The organism is Sphaerisporangium dianthi (assembly GCF_042654065.1).
Taxonomy (GTDB): domain Bacteria; phylum Actinomycetota; class Actinomycetes; order Streptosporangiales; family Streptosporangiaceae; genus Sphaerisporangium; species Sphaerisporangium dianthi.
Genome location: NZ_JBHSFP010000010.1, coordinates 204,571 through 221,688 on the forward strand (window position 1 = coordinate 204,571; position 17,118 = coordinate 221,688).

At 71.6% G+C, this 17,118-nt stretch carries 18 protein-coding genes; 11 read left to right on the plus strand and 7 right to left on the minus strand.

What is annotated here, in order from left to right; translation table 11 throughout:
- Nucleotides 1-188: 188 nt before the first annotated feature.
- On the minus strand, nucleotides 189-1,265 hold the full coding sequence (gene ychF, locus ACFO60_RS17525) for a redox-regulated ATPase YchF (protein WP_380841419.1): 1,077 nt from the start codon (nucleotides 1,263-1,265) through the stop codon (nucleotides 189-191).
- Nucleotides 1,266-1,339: 74 nt separating this feature from the next.
- Here ychF and ACFO60_RS17530 point away from each other — a divergent pair, with 74 nt between their 5' ends.
- The 3 genes from ACFO60_RS17530 to ACFO60_RS17540 are packed head-to-tail and all read left to right on the plus strand — an operon-like array spanning nucleotide 1,340 to nucleotide 4,231.
- Complete coding sequence (locus ACFO60_RS17530) at nucleotides 1,340-2,887, plus strand: DNA recombination protein RmuC (protein WP_380841421.1); 1,548 nt, start codon at nucleotides 1,340-1,342, stop codon at nucleotides 2,885-2,887.
- A 48-nt stretch (nucleotides 2,888-2,935) separates the two neighbouring features.
- Nucleotides 2,936-3,496: a DUF6542 domain-containing protein gene (locus ACFO60_RS17535; protein ID WP_380841422.1), complete on the plus strand. Its 561-nt coding sequence runs from the start codon at nucleotides 2,936-2,938 to the stop codon at nucleotides 3,494-3,496.
- A gap of 39 nt (nucleotides 3,497-3,535) precedes the next feature.
- Nucleotides 3,536-4,231 (plus strand): (d)CMP kinase, encoded by a 696-nt coding sequence (locus ACFO60_RS17540; protein WP_380841423.1) that lies wholly within the window; start codon nucleotides 3,536-3,538, stop codon nucleotides 4,229-4,231.
- A gap of 134 nt (nucleotides 4,232-4,365) precedes the next feature.
- Here ACFO60_RS17540 and ACFO60_RS17545 read toward each other — a convergent pair whose 3' ends face one another.
- Complete coding sequence (locus ACFO60_RS17545) at nucleotides 4,366-5,340, minus strand: 4-hydroxy-3-methylbut-2-enyl diphosphate reductase (protein WP_380841424.1); 975 nt, start codon at nucleotides 5,338-5,340, stop codon at nucleotides 4,366-4,368.
- 185 nt (nucleotides 5,341-5,525) lie between these two features.
- On the opposite strand from ACFO60_RS17545, the gene ACFO60_RS17550 reads away from it, so the two are divergent.
- Genes ACFO60_RS17550 through ACFO60_RS17560 form a run of 3 tightly spaced genes read left to right on the plus strand, consistent with a single transcriptional unit; the run spans nucleotide 5,526 to nucleotide 8,174 of the window.
- Nucleotides 5,526-6,659: a hypothetical protein gene (locus ACFO60_RS17550; protein WP_380841425.1), complete on the plus strand. Its 1,134-nt coding sequence runs from the start codon at nucleotides 5,526-5,528 to the stop codon at nucleotides 6,657-6,659.
- 26 nt (nucleotides 6,660-6,685) lie between these two features.
- Nucleotides 6,686-7,897 carry an exodeoxyribonuclease VII large subunit gene (gene xseA, locus ACFO60_RS17555; protein WP_380841426.1) on the plus strand — a complete coding sequence of 404 codons (1,212 nt, stop codon included), beginning with the start codon at nucleotides 6,686-6,688 and terminating at the stop codon, nucleotides 7,895-7,897.
- 37 nt (nucleotides 7,898-7,934) lie between these two features.
- Nucleotides 7,935-8,174, plus strand: coding sequence for an exodeoxyribonuclease VII small subunit (locus ACFO60_RS17560; RefSeq protein WP_380841427.1), 240 nt, complete (start codon nucleotides 7,935-7,937; stop codon nucleotides 8,172-8,174).
- Between the two features lie 84 nt (nucleotides 8,175-8,258).
- On the opposite strand, the gene ACFO60_RS17565 is transcribed toward ACFO60_RS17560, so the two are convergent.
- Complete coding sequence (locus ACFO60_RS17565; protein ID WP_380841428.1) at nucleotides 8,259-8,801, minus strand: DUF4245 domain-containing protein; 543 nt, start codon at nucleotides 8,799-8,801, stop codon at nucleotides 8,259-8,261.
- A gap of 70 nt (nucleotides 8,802-8,871) precedes the next feature.
- On the minus strand, nucleotides 8,872-9,468 hold the full coding sequence (locus tag ACFO60_RS17570; RefSeq protein WP_380841429.1) for a TetR/AcrR family transcriptional regulator: 597 nt from the start codon (nucleotides 9,466-9,468) through the stop codon (nucleotides 8,872-8,874).
- 155 nt (nucleotides 9,469-9,623) lie between these two features.
- On the opposite strand from ACFO60_RS17570, the gene glpX reads away from it, so the two are divergent.
- The gene (glpX, locus tag ACFO60_RS17575; RefSeq protein ID WP_380841430.1) at nucleotides 9,624-10,658 is read left to right on the plus strand and encodes a class II fructose-bisphosphatase; all 1,035 of its coding nucleotides are present in this window, start codon (nucleotides 9,624-9,626) and stop codon (nucleotides 10,656-10,658) included.
- Nucleotides 10,659-10,819: 161 nt separating this feature from the next.
- On the opposite strand, the gene ACFO60_RS17580 is transcribed toward glpX, so the two are convergent.
- Entirely contained in the window at nucleotides 10,820-11,515 is a 696-nt protein-coding gene (locus ACFO60_RS17580; protein ID WP_380841431.1) for a DUF1707 SHOCT-like domain-containing protein, read from the minus strand.
- A gap of 190 nt (nucleotides 11,516-11,705) precedes the next feature.
- On the opposite strand from ACFO60_RS17580, the gene ACFO60_RS17585 reads away from it, so the two are divergent.
- From ACFO60_RS17585 to ACFO60_RS17600, 4 genes are all read left to right on the plus strand, one after another.
- A complete protein-coding gene (locus tag ACFO60_RS17585) occupies nucleotides 11,706-12,107 on the plus strand; it encodes a hypothetical protein (protein ID WP_380841432.1) in 402 nt (133 codons plus the stop codon).
- 141 nt (nucleotides 12,108-12,248) lie between these two features.
- The gene (locus ACFO60_RS17590) at nucleotides 12,249-13,130 is read left to right on the plus strand and encodes an ABC transporter ATP-binding protein (RefSeq protein WP_380841469.1); all 882 of its coding nucleotides are present in this window, start codon (nucleotides 12,249-12,251) and stop codon (nucleotides 13,128-13,130) included.
- Between the two features lie 16 nt (nucleotides 13,131-13,146).
- Nucleotides 13,147-13,950, plus strand: coding sequence for an ABC transporter permease (locus ACFO60_RS17595; RefSeq protein WP_380841434.1), 804 nt, complete (start codon nucleotides 13,147-13,149; stop codon nucleotides 13,948-13,950).
- Nucleotides 13,951-14,307: 357 nt separating this feature from the next.
- Nucleotides 14,308-15,621, plus strand: coding sequence for an MFS transporter (locus ACFO60_RS17600; RefSeq protein ID WP_380841435.1), 1,314 nt, complete (start codon nucleotides 14,308-14,310; stop codon nucleotides 15,619-15,621).
- Nucleotides 15,622-15,740: 119 nt separating this feature from the next.
- Here the strand turns inward: ACFO60_RS17600 and ACFO60_RS17605 are convergent, their stop codons facing one another.
- Entirely contained in the window at nucleotides 15,741-16,436 is a 696-nt protein-coding gene (locus ACFO60_RS17605; protein WP_380841437.1) for a hypothetical protein, read from the minus strand.
- On the minus strand, nucleotides 16,433-17,098 hold the full coding sequence (locus ACFO60_RS17610) for an RNA polymerase sigma factor (RefSeq protein ID WP_380841439.1): 666 nt from the start codon (nucleotides 17,096-17,098) through the stop codon (nucleotides 16,433-16,435). Before ACFO60_RS17610 ends, ACFO60_RS17605 begins: the two co-directional genes overlap by 4 nt.
- Nucleotides 17,099-17,118 lie beyond the last annotated feature (20 nt).

Below are 17,118 nucleotides of genomic sequence, written 5' to 3' on the forward strand. Positions count from 1 at the left end.
CGCCCGCCGGGTAAAAGATGCCCGTGACCACGTCCGGCCCGGCCGCGGACACCGCGAGAAGCCCCGGACATGCCGGACGTGCTGGATGTCCTGGACTCGCTGGATGTCCCGGACGTGCCGGACGTGCCGGACGTGCTTAACGAGCCGGACGTGCCGGACCTCCCGGACGTGCCGGGCGCTTCAGTCGCTCAGACGTTGAAGCGGAACTCCACCACGTCGCCGTCGCGCATGATGTAGTCCTTGCCCTCGATGCGGGCCTTGCCCGCCGAGCGGGCCACCGTCATCGAGCCGGCCTCGACCAGGTCGTCGAACGAGATGACCTCCGCCTTGATGAACCCGCGCTGGAAGTCGGTGTGGATGACCCCGGCCGCCTCGGGAGCCGTCGCGCCCTTGCGGATCGTCCAGGCCCTGGTCTCTTTGGGCCCGGCCGTGAGGTAGGTCTGCAGGCCGAGCGTCTCGAAGCCCACGCGGGCCAGCTGGGTCAGCCCGGACTCCTCCTGGCCGACCGACTGGAGCAGTTCGAGCGCCTCGTCGTCCGACAGCTCGACCAGCTCGGACTCGATCTTGGCATCGAGGAACACGGCCTCGGCCGGGGCGACCACCTCGGACAGGCGGGCGCGCAGGGCCTCGTCGGTGAGCTCGTCCGCGTCGAGGTTGAAGACGTACAGGAACGGCTTGGCCGTCAGCAGGTGCAGCTCGCGCAGCTCGGTGAGGTCCATGCCCGAGGCGTACAGCGTCGTGCCGCCGTCGAGGACCTTGGAGGCCGCCTCGGCCGCCTCCAGGACGACCTTGCGGTCTTTGTTCGTCCTGGACTCCTTGGAGAGCCGCGGCAGGGCCTTCTCGATGGTCTGCAGATCGGCCAGGATCAGCTCGGTGTTGATCGTCTCGATGTCGCGGCCCGGGGAGATCTCACCGTCGACGTGGGTGACGTCGGGGTCGGTGAAGACCCGGATCACCTGGCAGATGGCGTCGGTCTCACGGATGTTGGCCAGGAACTGGTTGCCCCGTCCCTGGCCGACCGACGCGCCCTTGACCAGGCCCGCGATGTCGACGAACTCGACCTTCGCCGGGATGATCTTCGCAGACGCGTAGATCTCGGCCAGCTTGGCGAGCCGGGAATCCGGCACGCCGACGATCCCCACGTTGGGTTCGATGGTGGCGAACGGGTAGTTCGCCGCCAGGGCGTTGCCGCTCTTGGTCAGCGCGTTGAAAAGCGTGGACTTGCCGACATTGGGCAGGCCGACGATGCCGATGCTCAGGCTCACGTTCGCCGAGTTTACGGTGCCCCGGCTCCGGTCCTGACACGCATGGGGGACGTGAGCCTGGAATCATGCGACAGATGGACGCCATGGCACTCGCCTTCCAGCTGGCCGCCGGGCTGGCAGCCGGGCTGGTCATCGGCCTCGCCCTCGGCCGCTCAAGGGCGGCCGCCCGGGTGGCCGACGCCGAGAGCCGGCTCGCGCTGGCCGAGGCCCGCGCCCAGGCCGCCGACGAGAAGGTCGCCTACGTCGAAGAGCAGATGACCCAGCGCTTCCAGTCGCTGTCCAACCGCGCCCTGGACGTCAACAACCTGCGTTTCCTGGAGCTGGCCGAGAGCCGGTTCGCCGCCTCGCGGGCCGACGCCGCGGGCGACCTGGAACAGCGCAGGCAGGCCGTCGAGAACCTGGTCGCCCCGCTGCGCGAGACCCTGGCCAAGGTGCAGGACCAGCTGCGCGAGAGCGAGACCGGCCAGCGGGTGGCGCAGGCCGAGCTCGGCAAGCAGATGGAGTTCGTGCGGCAGAGCTCCGAGCAGCTCAAGGCGCAGACCGGCGCCCTGGTGCGCGCCTTGCGCCGCCCCGAGGCGCGCGGACGATGGGGAGAGCTGCAACTGCGCAGGGTCGCCGAGATCGCGGGCATGGTGCGGTTCTGCGACTTCGACGAGCAGGCGTCCGCCATGACCGCCGACGGAGTCGTGCGCCCCGACATGGTCGTCCGCCTGGCGGGCGGCAAGAACATCATCGTCGACTCCAAGGTGTCCCTCGCCGCCTACCTGGAGGCCGCCGAGGCCGCCGAGACGGGCACGCAGGAGGTGCGGCTGGACGCTCACGCCCGCCATCTGCGCGACCACGTCGACAGGCTGGCCTCCAAGGCGTACTGGCAGGCGTTCAGCCCCGCGCCGGAGTTCGTGGTGCTCTTCATCCCCGGAGAGGCCTTTCTGGCCCCCGCCTTGGAGCGCGACCCGGGCCTGCTGGAGCACGCCATGCGCAAGCGCGTCCACATCGCGACCCCGACGACCCTGATCACCATGCTGCGCACCGCCCAGTACGCCTGGCAGCAGCAGGCGCTGAGCGAGAACGCCCGCGCCGTCTTCGACCTGGGCAAGGAGCTGTACGAACGGCTCGGCGCCATGGGCCGCAACGTCGACGCGGTGGGCAAGGCGCTGAGCCGGGCCGTCGTGGCCTACAACAAGACCGTCGGCTCGCTGGAGAGCCGCGTGCTCGTCACCGCGCGCAGGCTGAACGACCTCGGCGTGGTGGACGCGCCCCTCCCCCAGCCCGACCTCGTCGAAGACCTCCCCAGGCGCCCCTCCATGCCGGAACTGATAGGCGAAGACGCCGACCAGGAAGACCCCGACCCTGCACACCAAGCCACCGACCTTCCCCCCCTCGACACCGACCCCGCACACCAAGACACCGCCTCCGCCCACCCAGACACCGGCTTGGCACACCACAACCCCGATCCAGCCCACCACCCCACCAACCCGGCGCACCGGAACACCGATCCAGGGCCCGGTGCCGGGCTTATGGGAGATGCCGAGGCAGAGACCCCGCCACCCGCGGGTGAAGAGACGGCAAGCCCGTTCCCGGCCCCTCGCCTGAACGGTAAGTTGACGCGAGACTTGTCATGAGGCCGGCCGGTCCGGCCACGAGGCCCGGGCCCGGAGGGGGCGACGGTGGTGGCACAAGAGCGAACGCGACCGGGGGTCAGACTGACCGCCCGCGGTGCCGTGGCCCTCATTTTCGTGGTGACGCTCGCCTCGCGGCCGACCGGCTCCATGTTGATCATCGGCCTGGTCTTCTGCGCCGTCTGCCTGGCCGCCGTCCTGCTCGTCCAGCCGCGCGACCTGCTGTCGCTGGTGGTCACCCCGCCGCTGATCTTCTTCGTCGCCAGCCTGGTGAGCGTCGTGTTCGGCACGTTCGGCGCGCCGTCGCTGCTCCAGGCGCTCAGTCTCGGCCTGTTCACCGGCATGTCGGCCGCCGCGCCCTGGCTGTTCGCGGGCTCGGCGCTCGTGCTGGCCGTCGCCTGGTTCCGTGGGCTGGCCGGTAACGTCAGCGAGCTGCGCGCCGAGCTCCGGGCCGGCCGGGCCGGAGCGGTCGCGGCCGACGCCGACCCCGCGGCCCACGCCGCGCCGGCCGCAAGGCGCGGGCGGCCGGATCCCCAGCAGGCCTACGTCCCCGAGCCTGAGGGCTACTTCGAGCCGCGCCTGTACGGCTCACCGAGAGAGCCGAAAGACTGACCTCGCCATGCTGCACGTCCGCGCGGCGAGGTGATCACCATGAGAGGCCTTCCCAAGACCGCGGCCGGGACCGGCAAGCCGATCGCCGCCGCCAGAGCGTCCGTGGCCGGTGAGATGGTCGCCGCCGCCAAGCCGTCCGGAGCCGGCGAAGAGATCGCCGCCTCCCACCCGTCCGGGGCCGGTGAGGTGATCGCTGTGGGCGGGCCGTTCGGGGCCGGTGAGGTGATCGCCATCGACGGGCCTTCCGGGGCCGGTAAGACGACGTTGGGGCGGGCGCTCGCGGGCGAGCTCGGCGCGGCCCTCGTCCACATGGACGACCTGTATCCCGGCTGGGACGGGCTGCTCGGCGGCGTGGAGAGGCTCGTCGAGTGGGTCCTGCGCCCGCGCGCGGAGGGCCGTCCCGCCCGCCGGCGGCGGTACGACTGGACGCTGGGCGCCTACGCCGAGTGGCACGAGGTGCCGCCGTCGTCCCCTCTGGTGGTCGAGGGCGCCGGAGCGGGCGCCGTGGCGGCCGGGCCGTACATCTCGCGCCTGATCTGGGTGGAGGCTCCGCCGGCGGTGCGCCGGGCGCGGGCACTGGACAGGGACGGGGATGTCTACCGGCCGCACTGGGAGCGCTGGGCCCGCCAGGAGCGGGCCTATTTCGCCACCGACCGCGTGCGCGACCGCGCCGATCTGATCATCGACACGTCCGAGGTGCCTGACGCGCTCAGCGCCGTCCTCGGCTCCCGCTGACGGCACGTCGCGTCGAGGTCCCCGCCACGGTACGGCGGCGGGGGCGAGCAGGTGGTCGGCAGCCGGCGGGGCAGGCGCGGATGGTCGGTGGGCGCGGGGCAGGCGCGCGGGTGGCCGGTAGGCCGCGCGGATGGTCAGTGGGCGGCGGGGGCGCGCAGGTCGCGGCGCAGTTCGTGGGGGAGGGCGAAGCGGACGCTCTCGGCGACCGACTCGACCTCCTCGACGTCGGCGAAGCCGCGCTCGGCCAGGTGGGCGAGCACGCCCTCGACCAGCTCCTCTGGCACCGAGGCGCCGCTGGTGACGCCGACCGTGGTGACGCCGTCGAGCCAGGCGTCCTGGATGAACGAGGCGTTGTCCACCAGGTAGGAAGCGTCGGCCCCGGCGTCCACGGCGACCTCGACCAGGCGCTTGGAGTTGGAGGAGTTGGTGGAGCCGACCACGATGACGAGCTGCGCCTCGCTCGCGATCTCTTTGACCGCGATCTGGCGGTTCTGCGTCGCGTAGCAGATGTCGTCGCTCGGCGGGTCGATGAGGTTCGGGAAGCGCTCGCGCAGCCGGGAGACGGTCTCGTTGGTCTCGTCGACCGAGAGCGTGGTCTGGGAGAGCCAGACGAGCCGCTCGGGGTCGCGCACCTGAACGCCGTCGACCCCGTCGAGCCCGTCGACGAGCTGGATGTGCTCGGGGGCCTCGCCCGCGGTGCCCTCGACCTCTTCGTGGCCTTCGTGGCCGATGAGCAGGATGTCGTAGTCCTGGGTGGCGAAGCGCTTGGCCTCGTTGTGCACCTTGGTGACCAGCGGGCAGGTGGCGTCGATCGTCTTCAGCGACCGCCGGGCGGCCTCCTCGTGGACGGCCGGCGCCACGCCGTGGGCCGAGAAGACGACGATGGCGCCCTCGGGGACCTCGTCGGTCTCGTCCACGAAGATCGCGCCGCGCTCTTCGAGCGTCTTCACCACGTGGGTGTTGTGCACGATCTGCTTACGGACGTAGATGGGGGCGCCGTACCGTTCCAGAGCCTTCTCGACCGCCTGCACGGCGCGGTCGACCCCCGCGCAGTAACCGCGCGGCTTGGCCACCAGGACACGTCGGGTCGCAGGAGTCTCCGAAATCATGTGCTCATGCTATGTGCTCGCGGAATCCTAGGGGCCATGAGCCCGGGTTCCGACGGCACGCACCCTTTATCTGCTTCCCTATGCTTGAGTGCGTGAGCGACGGCCCTGTCCGTTCGCCCCTTGACCTCATGCGACCCTGTCCAATCAGACTGGTCGTCCAATATCAGAACCTCTAGGGAGCCGGCATGTCACTGAGCGACATCGTCCGCACCATAGCCAAGAACGTCCGGCAAACCGTCTCCGACCCCCGCGAACTGAAGGAGAAGGCCAAAGACCTTCCCCTCAACGTGCTGCAGACCGCGCTCACCGGGGTCGGGCAGGCCCTGATGCTGAGCGACCGCGTGCGCACGGGCATCAAGCGGCTCGTCAGCGACGACGACAAGGCCGGCTCCGAGGCGAAGGCATCCGGTGGCGTCACCTCTCCGCAGGTCGTCATGAGGGAGGAAGAGGAGGAGAAGAAGCCCGCCAGGCGCGAGCCGGTCATCTTCGCTCCTCGCCCGGCCACGTCCCCGGCCACGTCCCCGTCCGCGGCCGGTACGAACGGGTCCTCGCCGAAGGTCGAACCCGCCGCCGAGACGGTGGCTCCCGCCGCTCCCACGGCCCCCGCCACCACCGCGCAGCCCACCGCGGCATCCCCGCAGCCCGCCGCGGCCACCCAGGAACCCGCCGCGGCCCCCGCGCAGCCCGCCGCCCCGCGGACTTCCGACACGGCCGAACCCGCCGCAGCCCCCGCGGAACCCGCCGCCTCCAAGGCTTCCGTCACGGCCGAGCCCGCCGCGGTCACCGCCGAACCCACCGTCGCCACGGCGGAGCCCGCCGCCGCCGTGGAGCCGGCCGCCGCCGCGGAGTCCGCCGCTGAGGAGCCCGCCGCGCCCGCGAAGCGCGCCACCAGGACGGCCAAGCCGCGCACGGCTCCCGCCACGCCGAAGGCCAAGGCCACCACCCCTGCCACGCCGAAGGCCAAGGCCGCCCCGGCCGCCAAGGCCAAGGCCGCGGAGGAGACCGCCGCGCCGAAGCCGAGGGCGCGCAAGGCCAAGCCCGTGGACGGCAAGCTCGCCGACGCCGTGCGGACCTCCGGCGCCGACGCGGCGACCACCGCCGCCCCGGCGGGCGAAGCGACCGCGGGCGCGGCTCCGGCGCTCGCCGAGCCCATGCCCGGTTACTCCGAGATGACCATGGCCTCCCTGCGCGCACGGCTCCGCGGCAAGTCCGCCGAGCAGATCCGTTCCCTGATCGAGTACGAGAGGCAGACGTCCGCGCGGGACGACATCGTCCAGATGTACGCCAGGCGCCTCGCCAAGCTCGAAGCGGGGGAATAGCCGAGAACGGTTTGTAGGCTGCCCGCATGACGGCCAAGACCTCACCCGAGCAGCCACTGCCCATCCGGTCGGTGCTGCAGATGGTGGCGCAGTGGATCGGCAAGCTCGGCACCGTATGGGCCGAGGGGCAGATCACCGAGCTGTCCTCGCGAGGCGGCACGGTGTTCCTGACCCTGCGCGACCCGGTCGCCAACGTGTCGGCGCGCGTCACCTGCCCGCGCAACGTCTACGAGGCGACCGTCCCCCGCCCGGTGGACGGCGCGCGGGTCGTCATCCTGGTCAAGCCCGACTTCTGGGTCAACAGGGGCTCCTTCGCGTTCACCGCCCTGGAGATCCGCCCGGTCGGCGTCGGCGAGTTGCTCGCGCGGCTCGAACGGCTGCGGCAGATCATCGTCGCCGAGGGCCTGGCCAACACCGAGCGCAAGCGCCGCCTGCCCTTCCTGCCGGGCACCATCGGCCTGATCTGCGGGCGTGATTCCGCGGCCGAGCGCGACGTGCTGGAGAACGCCCGCCGCCGCTGGCCCGCCGTGCGATTCAAGATCGAGACGGTCGCCGTCCAAGGGCCGTACGCCGTGGGCGAGGTCACCGAGGCCCTGCGCAAGTTCGACCTCGACGGCGAGATAGACGTGATCATCGTCGCGCGGGGCGGCGGCTCCCTGGAGGACCTGCTGCCGTTCTCCGACGAGTCGCTCGTACGCGCCGTCTCGGCCTGCCGCACGCCGGTGGTCAGCGCCATCGGCCACGAGCAGGACAATCCCCTGATCGACCTGGTCGCCGACGTCCGCGCCTCGACGCCGACCGACGCCGCCAAGAAGGTCGTCCCCGACGTCGGCGAACAGCTCTCCCTGGTGCGCCAGCTGCGCGACCGGGGACGCCGCGTGGTGGGCGGCCGGCTGGACCGCGAGATGTCCTGGCTGACGGCGCTGCGCTCCCGTCCCTCCCTGTCCGATCCGGTGCGCGAGATCGAGCGCCGGGCCGAGCAGGCCGAAGGGCTGCGCGACCGGGCGCGCCGCTGCCTGGCCTCCTCCCTCGATCGGGCCGAGGACTCCCTTTCGCACCTGCGCGCCCGCCTGGTCTCGCTGTCGCCCGCCGCGACGCTCGAACGCGGGTACGCCATCGTGCAGCTTCCCGCCGGCGACGTCGTGCGGCAGGCCGAGGGCCTCGCACCGGGCGACGAGCTGAGCGTGCGCTTCAGCGACGGCCGCGTCGAGGTCACCGTGGCCAAGCCCGTAACCTGACCGGCTTCGGGGCGCCACTGCCCATAGGGTGGGGTCCGTGGCTGAGGAGAAAGATGGGACGCCGTCGTACGAGCAGGCCCGCGAAGAGCTGGCCGAGGTCGTGCGGCGCCTTGAGGCCGGGGGTCTGACCCTGGAGCAGTCGATCGAGTTGTGGGAGCGCGGCGAGAAGCTCGCCGCCATCTGCGAAGAGTGGCTGCAAGGGGCCCGCGTCAGGCTCGCCGCCGCCATGGCCCGCCGCGAGGACGCCGCCCCCGCCGCCGAGAACACCCCCTTCTGACGACCTTCCGAGGACCTTGCCGAGGACCTTCGGACGCCTTTCGGCGACCTTCAGCCGGCTTCCGGCGACCTCGGCGGTCGGCCCTCAGCTGGAGGTGGGGGTGGCGGTGGCCTTGGGTTGTGCCTTGAGCGAGCCGGCGAGCTGGGCGAGCTCGTCCCAGTCGGCCAGGCCCGTGACCACGACCGTCACGCCAGGCTCGATGAGCACCAGCGAGCGCTGCTTCTTGTCGGGGCGATAGCGCTCTTGCCAGCTCTGGCCGCCGATCTGCCGGCTTCCTGTGCTCTTGTCGGTGTTGGCCAGGCGGTTCGCGAACGTCTCGCCGGGCTCGTCGCTCTGGGCCAGCAGGGCGTGGGAGCGCTTGGCCGTCGCGTACCCCAGCCGCCAGGTGACATGGCCCTTCTGGTCGACCTCGGAGCTGTTGGGCACCCACCTGGCAGGCACAGGGTCGGGCACCCGCACCTCGTACGGCGCGACGCGGCGGAGGTTGGCGAGGGTGATCGTGTAGTCGACCCGGGGGATGTGCTCCTGGCGGCTCTGGGGGGCTATGAGCAGGAAGATGCCCACGATCGCCAGGCAGAACAACACGGCGAACGCGTACCCGTAGAACCCTTGGGTGAATCGGCGCACAGCCAGCGAGAATACCGGCCGGGGCCGCCGCCCCCGGACGTGACCCGCGATCTCCGCGCGCCGTATGCGGTCATGGGCGCGGGATCTGCCCGATGATCGTCAGGACGTCCTGCGAGAAGCTCCGCGCCGCGGCGACGTCCTCGGACAGCACGACCTCGGACACGGCGGCGGCCAGGGCGCCGGTGACCACCACGACCAGGGCGCCGTTGTCGTCCTCGAAGAGGGCGGCGTTGCGCCGGGCCCACTGGCGCATGCGGTCACGCATGATCACCTCGAAGCCGGGCGGCCCGTCGCCGCGCAGGAACAGCGCGGCCAGCTCGCGCTCGTCGAAACAGCCTTCGAGGTAGGCGCGCGCGCCCGTGATGAACAGCCGCATCGGGTCGCCCTCGCCCTCGCCGCGTGCCGCCTGCACGGCCTGCTTGGTGCGCTGGGTCTGGCGGCTCTGGAACTCCTCGAAGAGGGTGAGGTAGAGGTCGGCCTTGCCGGAGAAGTGGTGGTAGAGGCTGCCGACGCTGGCCCCCGCGCGGGAGACGACATCGGTGACGCCGGCCTCGGCGAAGCCACGCGAGATGAAGATCTCTCTGGCGGCGTCCAGGAGCGCGCCGCGCGTGGCGGCGCCGCGTTCGGAAGTGCGCACAGTCACCGGTCGTTCCGTGTCGCTGCTCATGCAGGCGACAGTATCCCTCCGTCGGCCGCCGAAGTGGGACAACTACGATCGTCGCGTCGGCTGCATCACGACGCATGGATTAGACGGCGGGGAACCTGGTAGGTCCACTACGGGGCGTCTCGATCGCCGTCATCCACGTAAAAGGGGCTTGCACCATGTCGGAAGAGACGTCCGTACCGCCCGCGCTGGCCACCGGGGAGCGCGCGCCCGATCGAAACCTGGCCCTCGAACTGGTCCGCGTGACCGAGGCGGCCGCGATGGCCGGGGCCCGCTGGGTCGGCAGAGGAGACAAGAACGGCGCGGACGGCGCGGCGGTCAACGCCATGCGCCAGCTGATCAACACGGTGGCCATGGACGGCATCGTCGTGATCGGCGAGGGCGAGAAGGACAACGCCCCGATGCTGTACAACGGCGAGCGGGTGGGCGACGGCGGCGGCCCCGAGTGCGACGTGGCCGTGGACCCGATCGACGGCACGCGGCTGACCGCGCTGGGCATGCCGAACGCCATATCGGTGATCGCGGTGAGCCCGCGCGGGTCGATGTACGACCCATCGGCGGTGTTCTACATGGACAAGCTGGTGACCGGCCCCGAGGCCGCGGACGCGGTGGACATCGACGCCCCCGTGGCCGCGAACATCGCCGCCGTGGCCCGGGCCAAGGGCTGCTCGCGGTCCGACGTGACGGTGGTGCTCCTCGACCGGCCGCGCCACGAGCGGCTCGCCAAGGAGGTGCGGGACACCGGCGCGCGCATCAAGTTCATCACCGACGGCGACGTCGCGGGCGCGATCATGGCGGCCCGCGGTGACACCGGCATCGACCTGATGCTCGGCGTCGGCGGCACCCCCGAGGGCATCATCGCGGCATGCGCCCTCAAGTGCCTGGGCGGCGTGATCCAGGGCAAGCTGTGGCCGCGCGACGACGACGAGCGCCGCAGGGCCATCGACGCCGGGCACGACCTCAACCGCGTGCTCACCACCGACGACCTGGTGACCTCCGACGACGTCTTCTTCGCCGCGTCGGGCATCACCGACGGCGAGCTGATGGGGGGCGTCCGCTACCGCGGCGGCGTCGCGGTCACCCACTCGCTGGTCATGCGCGGCAGGTCGGGCACGGTGCGCAAGGTCGAGAGCGAGCACCAGCTCTGGAAGCTGCGGGCCTACAGCGCCATCAACTTCGACACCGCCACCTGACGGGCATCCCGGACGCCCCTGCGCCGCTGCGTCCTTCCACCGGCTCTGCCGCTCCGTCTCCGAGCGACGCGAGCGGCCGAGCGACGGGGGCGGCAGGAGCGGCGGGGGCTGCGGGGGTTGCGGGGTCAGGCTCTGCGTCCCCTGGACCAGCCGGGGCGCGGTCAGGCTCTGCGGCGCCTGGTCCAGCCGCGGCGCGGCGGCTTGGGCGACTTGGCCACGACGTTGCCCATCATGATCACGCCGGTGATCTCGATCACCGGGGCGTCCGGCGCGAGCGCCTCGCGGACCTGGTTCTTCTTGCCCGCCATGACCGCCGAGGCCGGGATGATCACGCGGACGCCCTCGGGGACGATCAGCGTCAGCGTCGCGCCTACCACGGTGGCCTGCACGGTGATGTGGCTGCTCTGCAGGAGCGCCTCGCGCAGGTCGAGCGTGACGCCGGTGCCGACGGCCGTGACCGCGTAGTGCGAAGGCACCACCCAGCGGCCCTCGCGCTGCTCGGAGCGGAACAGCGCCATCACCGGCCGCCCGTCGGCCTGCAGCGGCTGGAGGTGCTCGGGCAGCAGGTCGCCCGTGAGAACGGCCAGCTCGCCCAGCGTGCGAGCGGTGTACACCCGCTCGACGCGCTCTTCGTGCTCGTCGGGGGTCAGCCTGCCGTCGGCGACGGCGTCGCGCAGCACGGCGGCCACGCGCTCGCGGTCGTCGTCGGAGGCCCGCAGCTCGTGCGGCGCGGGCCCATCGGCGTTCTGCCGCCGCGTGTTCAGAAACCCGGACACCAGTTGCCGCAGCACAGGAGCCCCCTGCTGCTGCCAGCGGCTGTTCCAACGGTCGTAGTGCGCTCCGCGCTCGGTTCCCACGCCCCGACACTAACCCTCGCCGCGCCTCCCGACCTACCCTCACGACACGTCATCAGGGGGACACGGCCGCAGAAAGCACATAGAGCCGGGAGATCGGTCAGAATCATGACCTCGGCCCTGTTCAGACCGCCTTGCTCTACCGGCGGCCGCCCGTGACGGCCGCCGACCCGTGCACGAAGGAGCCGAAAGCGTGAACCACCGGGACGATGCCGCCTTCTGGGCGTGTCCACACGGGCATGACGCCCGCCACGGCTGTGTCGCGTGCTACGAGGAGTCGGCCGAACGCGAGCCGGAGGTGCCTCTGTGGGATGTCGCCGTGTGGTTCACCTCCCGGCGGCCGATTCCCATCAAGGCGCTGAAGGACGTGCACAGGCACGGCAGCCGTTTCCTGCTGGACAAGCTCTCCGCTCCCTACATCTACCTGCTGACCGGCCACGCGCACGCCGAGCAGGGGGTGCAGGCCGTCGCGGGGCTCGTCGGCTTCCTGGTGCACAACCGGCACGTGGTGGACGACTTCGCGGTGCAGGAGACCCGGGCGGTGCGGCTGTTCCCCTCTCCTGACGTCCCCGCCTCCGACCGGGTGTGGCCCTGACCGCGCCCGCCACGGGGGCGCGAAAACCCTTGGAGAAGTGTCAGCCCCGTTTCCTATGGTGGTCAGGTGTCCACCTCGCGTCCAAGGTCCGTTGACGGCCTGCCGTCCGGCCACGCCGCGAGCGCGATCTCGCTCAAGGGCGTGGTGAAGCGCTATGGCGACATCGCGGCGGTCGACGGGCTCGACCTCGAGGTGCCGTACGGCATCTGCCTGGGCCTCCTCGGCCCGAACGGAGCGGGCAAGAGCACGACGATGCGGCTGCTCACCACCCAGTCGCTGGCCGACGAGGGCGAGATCACCGTCCTCGGCCATCCGCTTCCCCGCGCCTCCAAGAAGGCCCGGGCGCTGATGGGGGTCGTCCCCCAGCAGGACAACCTGGACGAAGAGCTGACCGCCCGGCAGAACCTCGAGGTGTTCGCCCACCTCTACCGCGTGGCCAAGGCCGAGCGCGCGGCGGCCGTCGACCGCGCGCTGAGCATGGCCCAGCTCACCGACCGGGCCGCCACCAAGGCCGACGACCTGTCGGGCGGCATGCGGCGCCGGCTGCTCATCGCGCGGGGGCTGGTGCACCGCCCCCGCCTGGTGCTGCTCGACGAGCCCACCGTGGGGCTCGACCCGCAGGTCCGGCAGGAGCTCTGGTCGCTCGTCGCGGCGCTGCGCGACGAGGGGGTGACCACGCTCATGTCCACCCACTACATCGAAGAGGCCGAGCGGCTAGCCGACGAGTGCGCCTTGATGTCGCGCGGCCGGGTGGTGGCGCGTGACACGCCCGCGGCGCTGATCGCCGAGCATGCGGGCGCGCACGTCGACGAGCATCTCGGCCAGCCCGAACGCCTGGCCGAGATCGAGCGTCTGGCCAGGAAGGCCGGGCTCGCGACCCGGCGCACCGGCCCGTCCATCTCGATCCTCGCCGCCGAGCGGCAGCCCGAGTCCCTGCGCCTCGACCTCGGGCCGCCCTCGCTCCAGCGGGCGGCCAACCTGGAGGACGTCTTCGTCCTGCTGACCGGCGAGAGCGTCGAATGATCCGCGGAGGTTCGCGATGAGCGTGAGTGCGGCCGGTGAGCGGTCCGGCGGGCCGCGGTGGTTCGAGTGGGCGCCGGTGCGGGGGGTGTGGCGGCGTGAGCTGGCGCTCTACCGGCGCTACTGGGCCTCCACGTCGTTCGCGTCGCTGGTCGAGCCCACGATCTGGCTCCTGGCGTTCGGTTTCGGGTTCGGCACGGTGATCGGCGCGGCGTACGGCTACAACTACCGCGATTTCGTCGCGACCGGCGTGGTGGCCACGTCCGTGCTGTTCATCAGCGCCTTCGGCGCCATGTTCGGCTCCTTCATCCGGCGCGTGTTCCAGCACACGTACAACGCCGTGCTGGCCGCGCCGGTCGACGTCCACGAGCTGGTGACCGCCGAGGCGTCGTGGCTGGCCGCCAAGGCGGCGCTGTACGGCTGCGCCCCCCTGCTCGTCGGCATGGGCTTCGGCCTCCCGCCGTCCCCCGGCATGCTGCTGGTGCCGTTCATCGGCTTCCTGACCGGGCTGGCGTTCGCGCTGTTCGGCATCTGGATGTCGGCCATCGTTCCCTCGATCAACACCTTCGACTACGTCATCAGCGGCGTGATGGCCCCGATGTTCCTGGTCGCCGGCACCTTCTTCCCCGTCGACCAGTTGCCGCCATGGGCCGCGGCCGCCTCCAGGGTCAACCCGCTGTACCACTTCGTGGAACTGGTCAGAGACTCCGTGTTCGGCCGGCTGGGCCTGTACGACCTGGTCCACCTGGGGGTGCTGCTGCTGTTCGCCGCCCTGATGTGGTCCCTCGCCGTCTGGAAGATGCGCGCCCGCCTGATCGACTGAGGCGATCGAAGCGTCCGCCCCATGGACTACCGCCGCTCGCTGCCGGACGCCGCCTGCACCGAGCTCCGCCGAACACGGGGACGCGGCTCGTGCCGCTCGCTCGGCTCCGCGACTTACGGGCGAGCCCCGGACGTGGTAGGACGGATCCGGCCCGATAGCAGGCACGAGCGCCCCGACCGCCCCCACCACCGCGACCGTCGCGGTCGTAGCGGTCATCGCGGTCATCGCGGTCATCGCGTCGCGGTCATCGCGGTCATCGCGGTCATCGCGGTCATCAAGGGCATTGACCCGCGCGGGGCGCGACCGTAACCTGTCGCAAACCTGAGATCGCCTCATGTTCCCCCCTCGGGAGGCCCCGTGCCCACCCCCCGTGACCGGCGTGCGCGCCTTGCCGCTTTCGCGGTCTTCTTCGTCCAAGGCCTGACCTTCGCCACACTGCTGACCCAGGTGGCCGAGCTGCAGCGGAAGCACCATCTGAGCGACGGCGAGCTGTCCATTCTGCTGCTCGTCGTCCCCGTGATCGCGGGCGCGGGCAGCGTGCTCGCGGGTGAGGTCGCCAAGCGGTACGGCAGCCGCCGGGTGTTGCGTCTCGCCCAGCCGGCGGGCGGGCTGGCCGTGGTGCTCGCGGGGCTCGCGGCCGACGTGCCACAGCTCGTCGCGGCCAACGTGCTGTTCGGCCTGTGCCTCGGCGCCGTCGACGCCGGCATGAACATGCAGGCGGTCACGGCCGAGCGCAGGTACGGCCGGCCCATCCTCACCGGCTTCCACGCTCTGTGGAGCGCCGCGGCGGTCATCGGAGCCGCGTGGGCGTCGGCGGGCGGGGCCATGGGGCTGACCCTGGTGACCATCTTCGCCGTCGCCATGGTGATCGGCGTCTCCATCGCGCTGGTCGCCGGTCGCGATCTCTTCACCGCCGAAGAGGAGCACGTCGCCACGGCCGGGACGGCAGTGCCGGACCACGCGACAGACCGCGACACCGGCGCCGTCCCGGCCCACGCCGTCCCGGCCCACGCCGTCCCGGCCGACGGACGCGCGGAGGCCGGGACGGGAGCCGGGGCCGGGACCAAGGCCGGAGCCGGGACCAAGGCGCGAGTGCCGTGGGGGCCGATCCTGCCGTTGTGCCTGGCCATGGCTTTCCTCTACGTGGGCGACGCGTCGATCTCGAACTTCGGCTCCGTCTACATGGAGAAGATCATGCATGCGACGGCGGCCGTCGTCCCGCTGGCGCTCGGGGCCTACCAGGCGGCCACCTTCGTGGTCAGGATCGGCGGGGACTTCGCCGTGCGCAGGTACGGGCCGGCGGCGATCGTCCGCATCGGCGGAGCGCTCGCCGCGCTCGGCTTCGCCGGCATCGTGGCCGCGCCCAACCAGCCGCTGGCGATCGTGGCCTTCGGCCTCGCCGGGGTGGGCCTGTCGGTGGTCGCCCCGCAGTCGTTCTCGGCCGCCGGACGGCTCGACCCCGCCGGTACGGGCGTCGCCATCGCCCGGGTCAACATGTTCAACTACGTCGGCTTCATCGTGGGGGCCGCTCTGGTCGGCGGCATCGCCGAAGCGGCGAACTACCAGGTGGCGTTCGCAGCCCCGCTGCTGCTCGGCGCCTCCATCATCGCCCTCGCCAGAGGGTTCCACCCCAAGTCCTCCCACCCGGCCCCCCAACCCGCCGAAGCCTGATCACCTCGCCCCCGGTCGAGGGTGTGGACCACGATGGTGCCGCCTTGGCGGGCGTACTTCAGCAGGGCCGGCAGGCCGTCGCGATCGACGGTGGGGCCTGGCGTCTCATCCGCCGGACCTCATGCTCCGGGCACCTCATCCGCGGGACCCAGCGGGTGCCCGGTGCTGTCGACCAGAACGCACGGCTTCACGGGACCGTTCGAGATGCGTGCCCACACACCCGAGATGCTCTCGTCGTCGTTCTCGCCGAGGGTGAATTCGAGGACCGCCGTCTGCCCGTCGTCGAGAGCGCCGGGGTCGAACACGAAACCCCACTCGGCGCCGGTGACACCTCGGGTTATCACCAGTGGCCTCCCGTCGGGGGGTTCATACGTCTCTTCGCGGGGCAGCAGGAAATCGCTGCGCGGGTCCTCGCACTGCTTCCCCTGGGGAACGTAGTCCACCACGGCGTCGAAGCCGAGGGCGTTCAGGTCGGCCTCCAGAGCCTTGGGATTCCGCACCTCGTTGATCTTGACAGTGATCGTGCCGTCGGGATTCCGCGACACGGCGTACGCCGGGGTCCCCCCGCCGGTGAGGACCGGTACGGCCACCGCCAACGCCGCCGCGGCGGCCAGGACGGAGGAGAGAATGGCCGGGCGCCGCAGGAGAGGGCGGTGTTCGAGCCTCGACGGCCGGGTGTCGCGGTGGATCTCCTGCATCATGATTCCCTTGAGCAGTCGGTGACGGTCCGCCGGCAGGTCCAGCTCCACCGGAGCGGGCAGTAGCCGGGCCAGGTCCCCGATCGGATCGGAACCGGACTTCGGTTGGCTGTTCATCGAACATTTCTCCCAACGGGCCGGACCGCGTTGTCGCGGTCACCATCTATCTGTCCGGGCCCTGTCCTCGGTTCCGGCTCCCTCTGGGCCTCCGGCCGGGCACGCGCCCGCGCCGCCGATGCTCCCGCGCTCACCGCCGGGGCCTCAGCGAGCTTCTGGAGCCTCTTCCTGGCCCGCGAGAGCCGGGAACGGACGGTGCCCACCGGCACTCCGAGGGCCTCCGCGGCCTCGGCGTATCCGAGGCCCGCCCACACGCACAGCGCGAGCACCTCCCGCTCCGAACGGCGCAGCGCGCCCAGAGCCGTACGCACCGAGGCCAGTAGCCTGCCGTCGTCGACCTGGCCCGCGACCTTCTCGGCGATGTCGGACACCGCCTCGCCCGGAGGCAGTCTGGTGATCGCTCCCTCGTGCCGCCGGGAGGCGCGTCTGGCGTTGCGCGCCACGTTGGTCGCGATACCCAGCAACCACGGCAGCAGCGACCCGCCGTCCGCGTCGACCCTGCTCCGCAGCCGCCACGCCTCCAGGAAGGTCAGGGACACCACGTCCTCGGCGGCCGACCAGTCGCCGGTCAGCCGGAAGGCGTGGTTGTAGATCGAGCGTGCGTAGTCGTCGAACAGCCGGCTGAAGGCGTCCGGATCCCCGGCGCGCACTAGGGCGCGCATAGTCGTCTCCACACATGTGT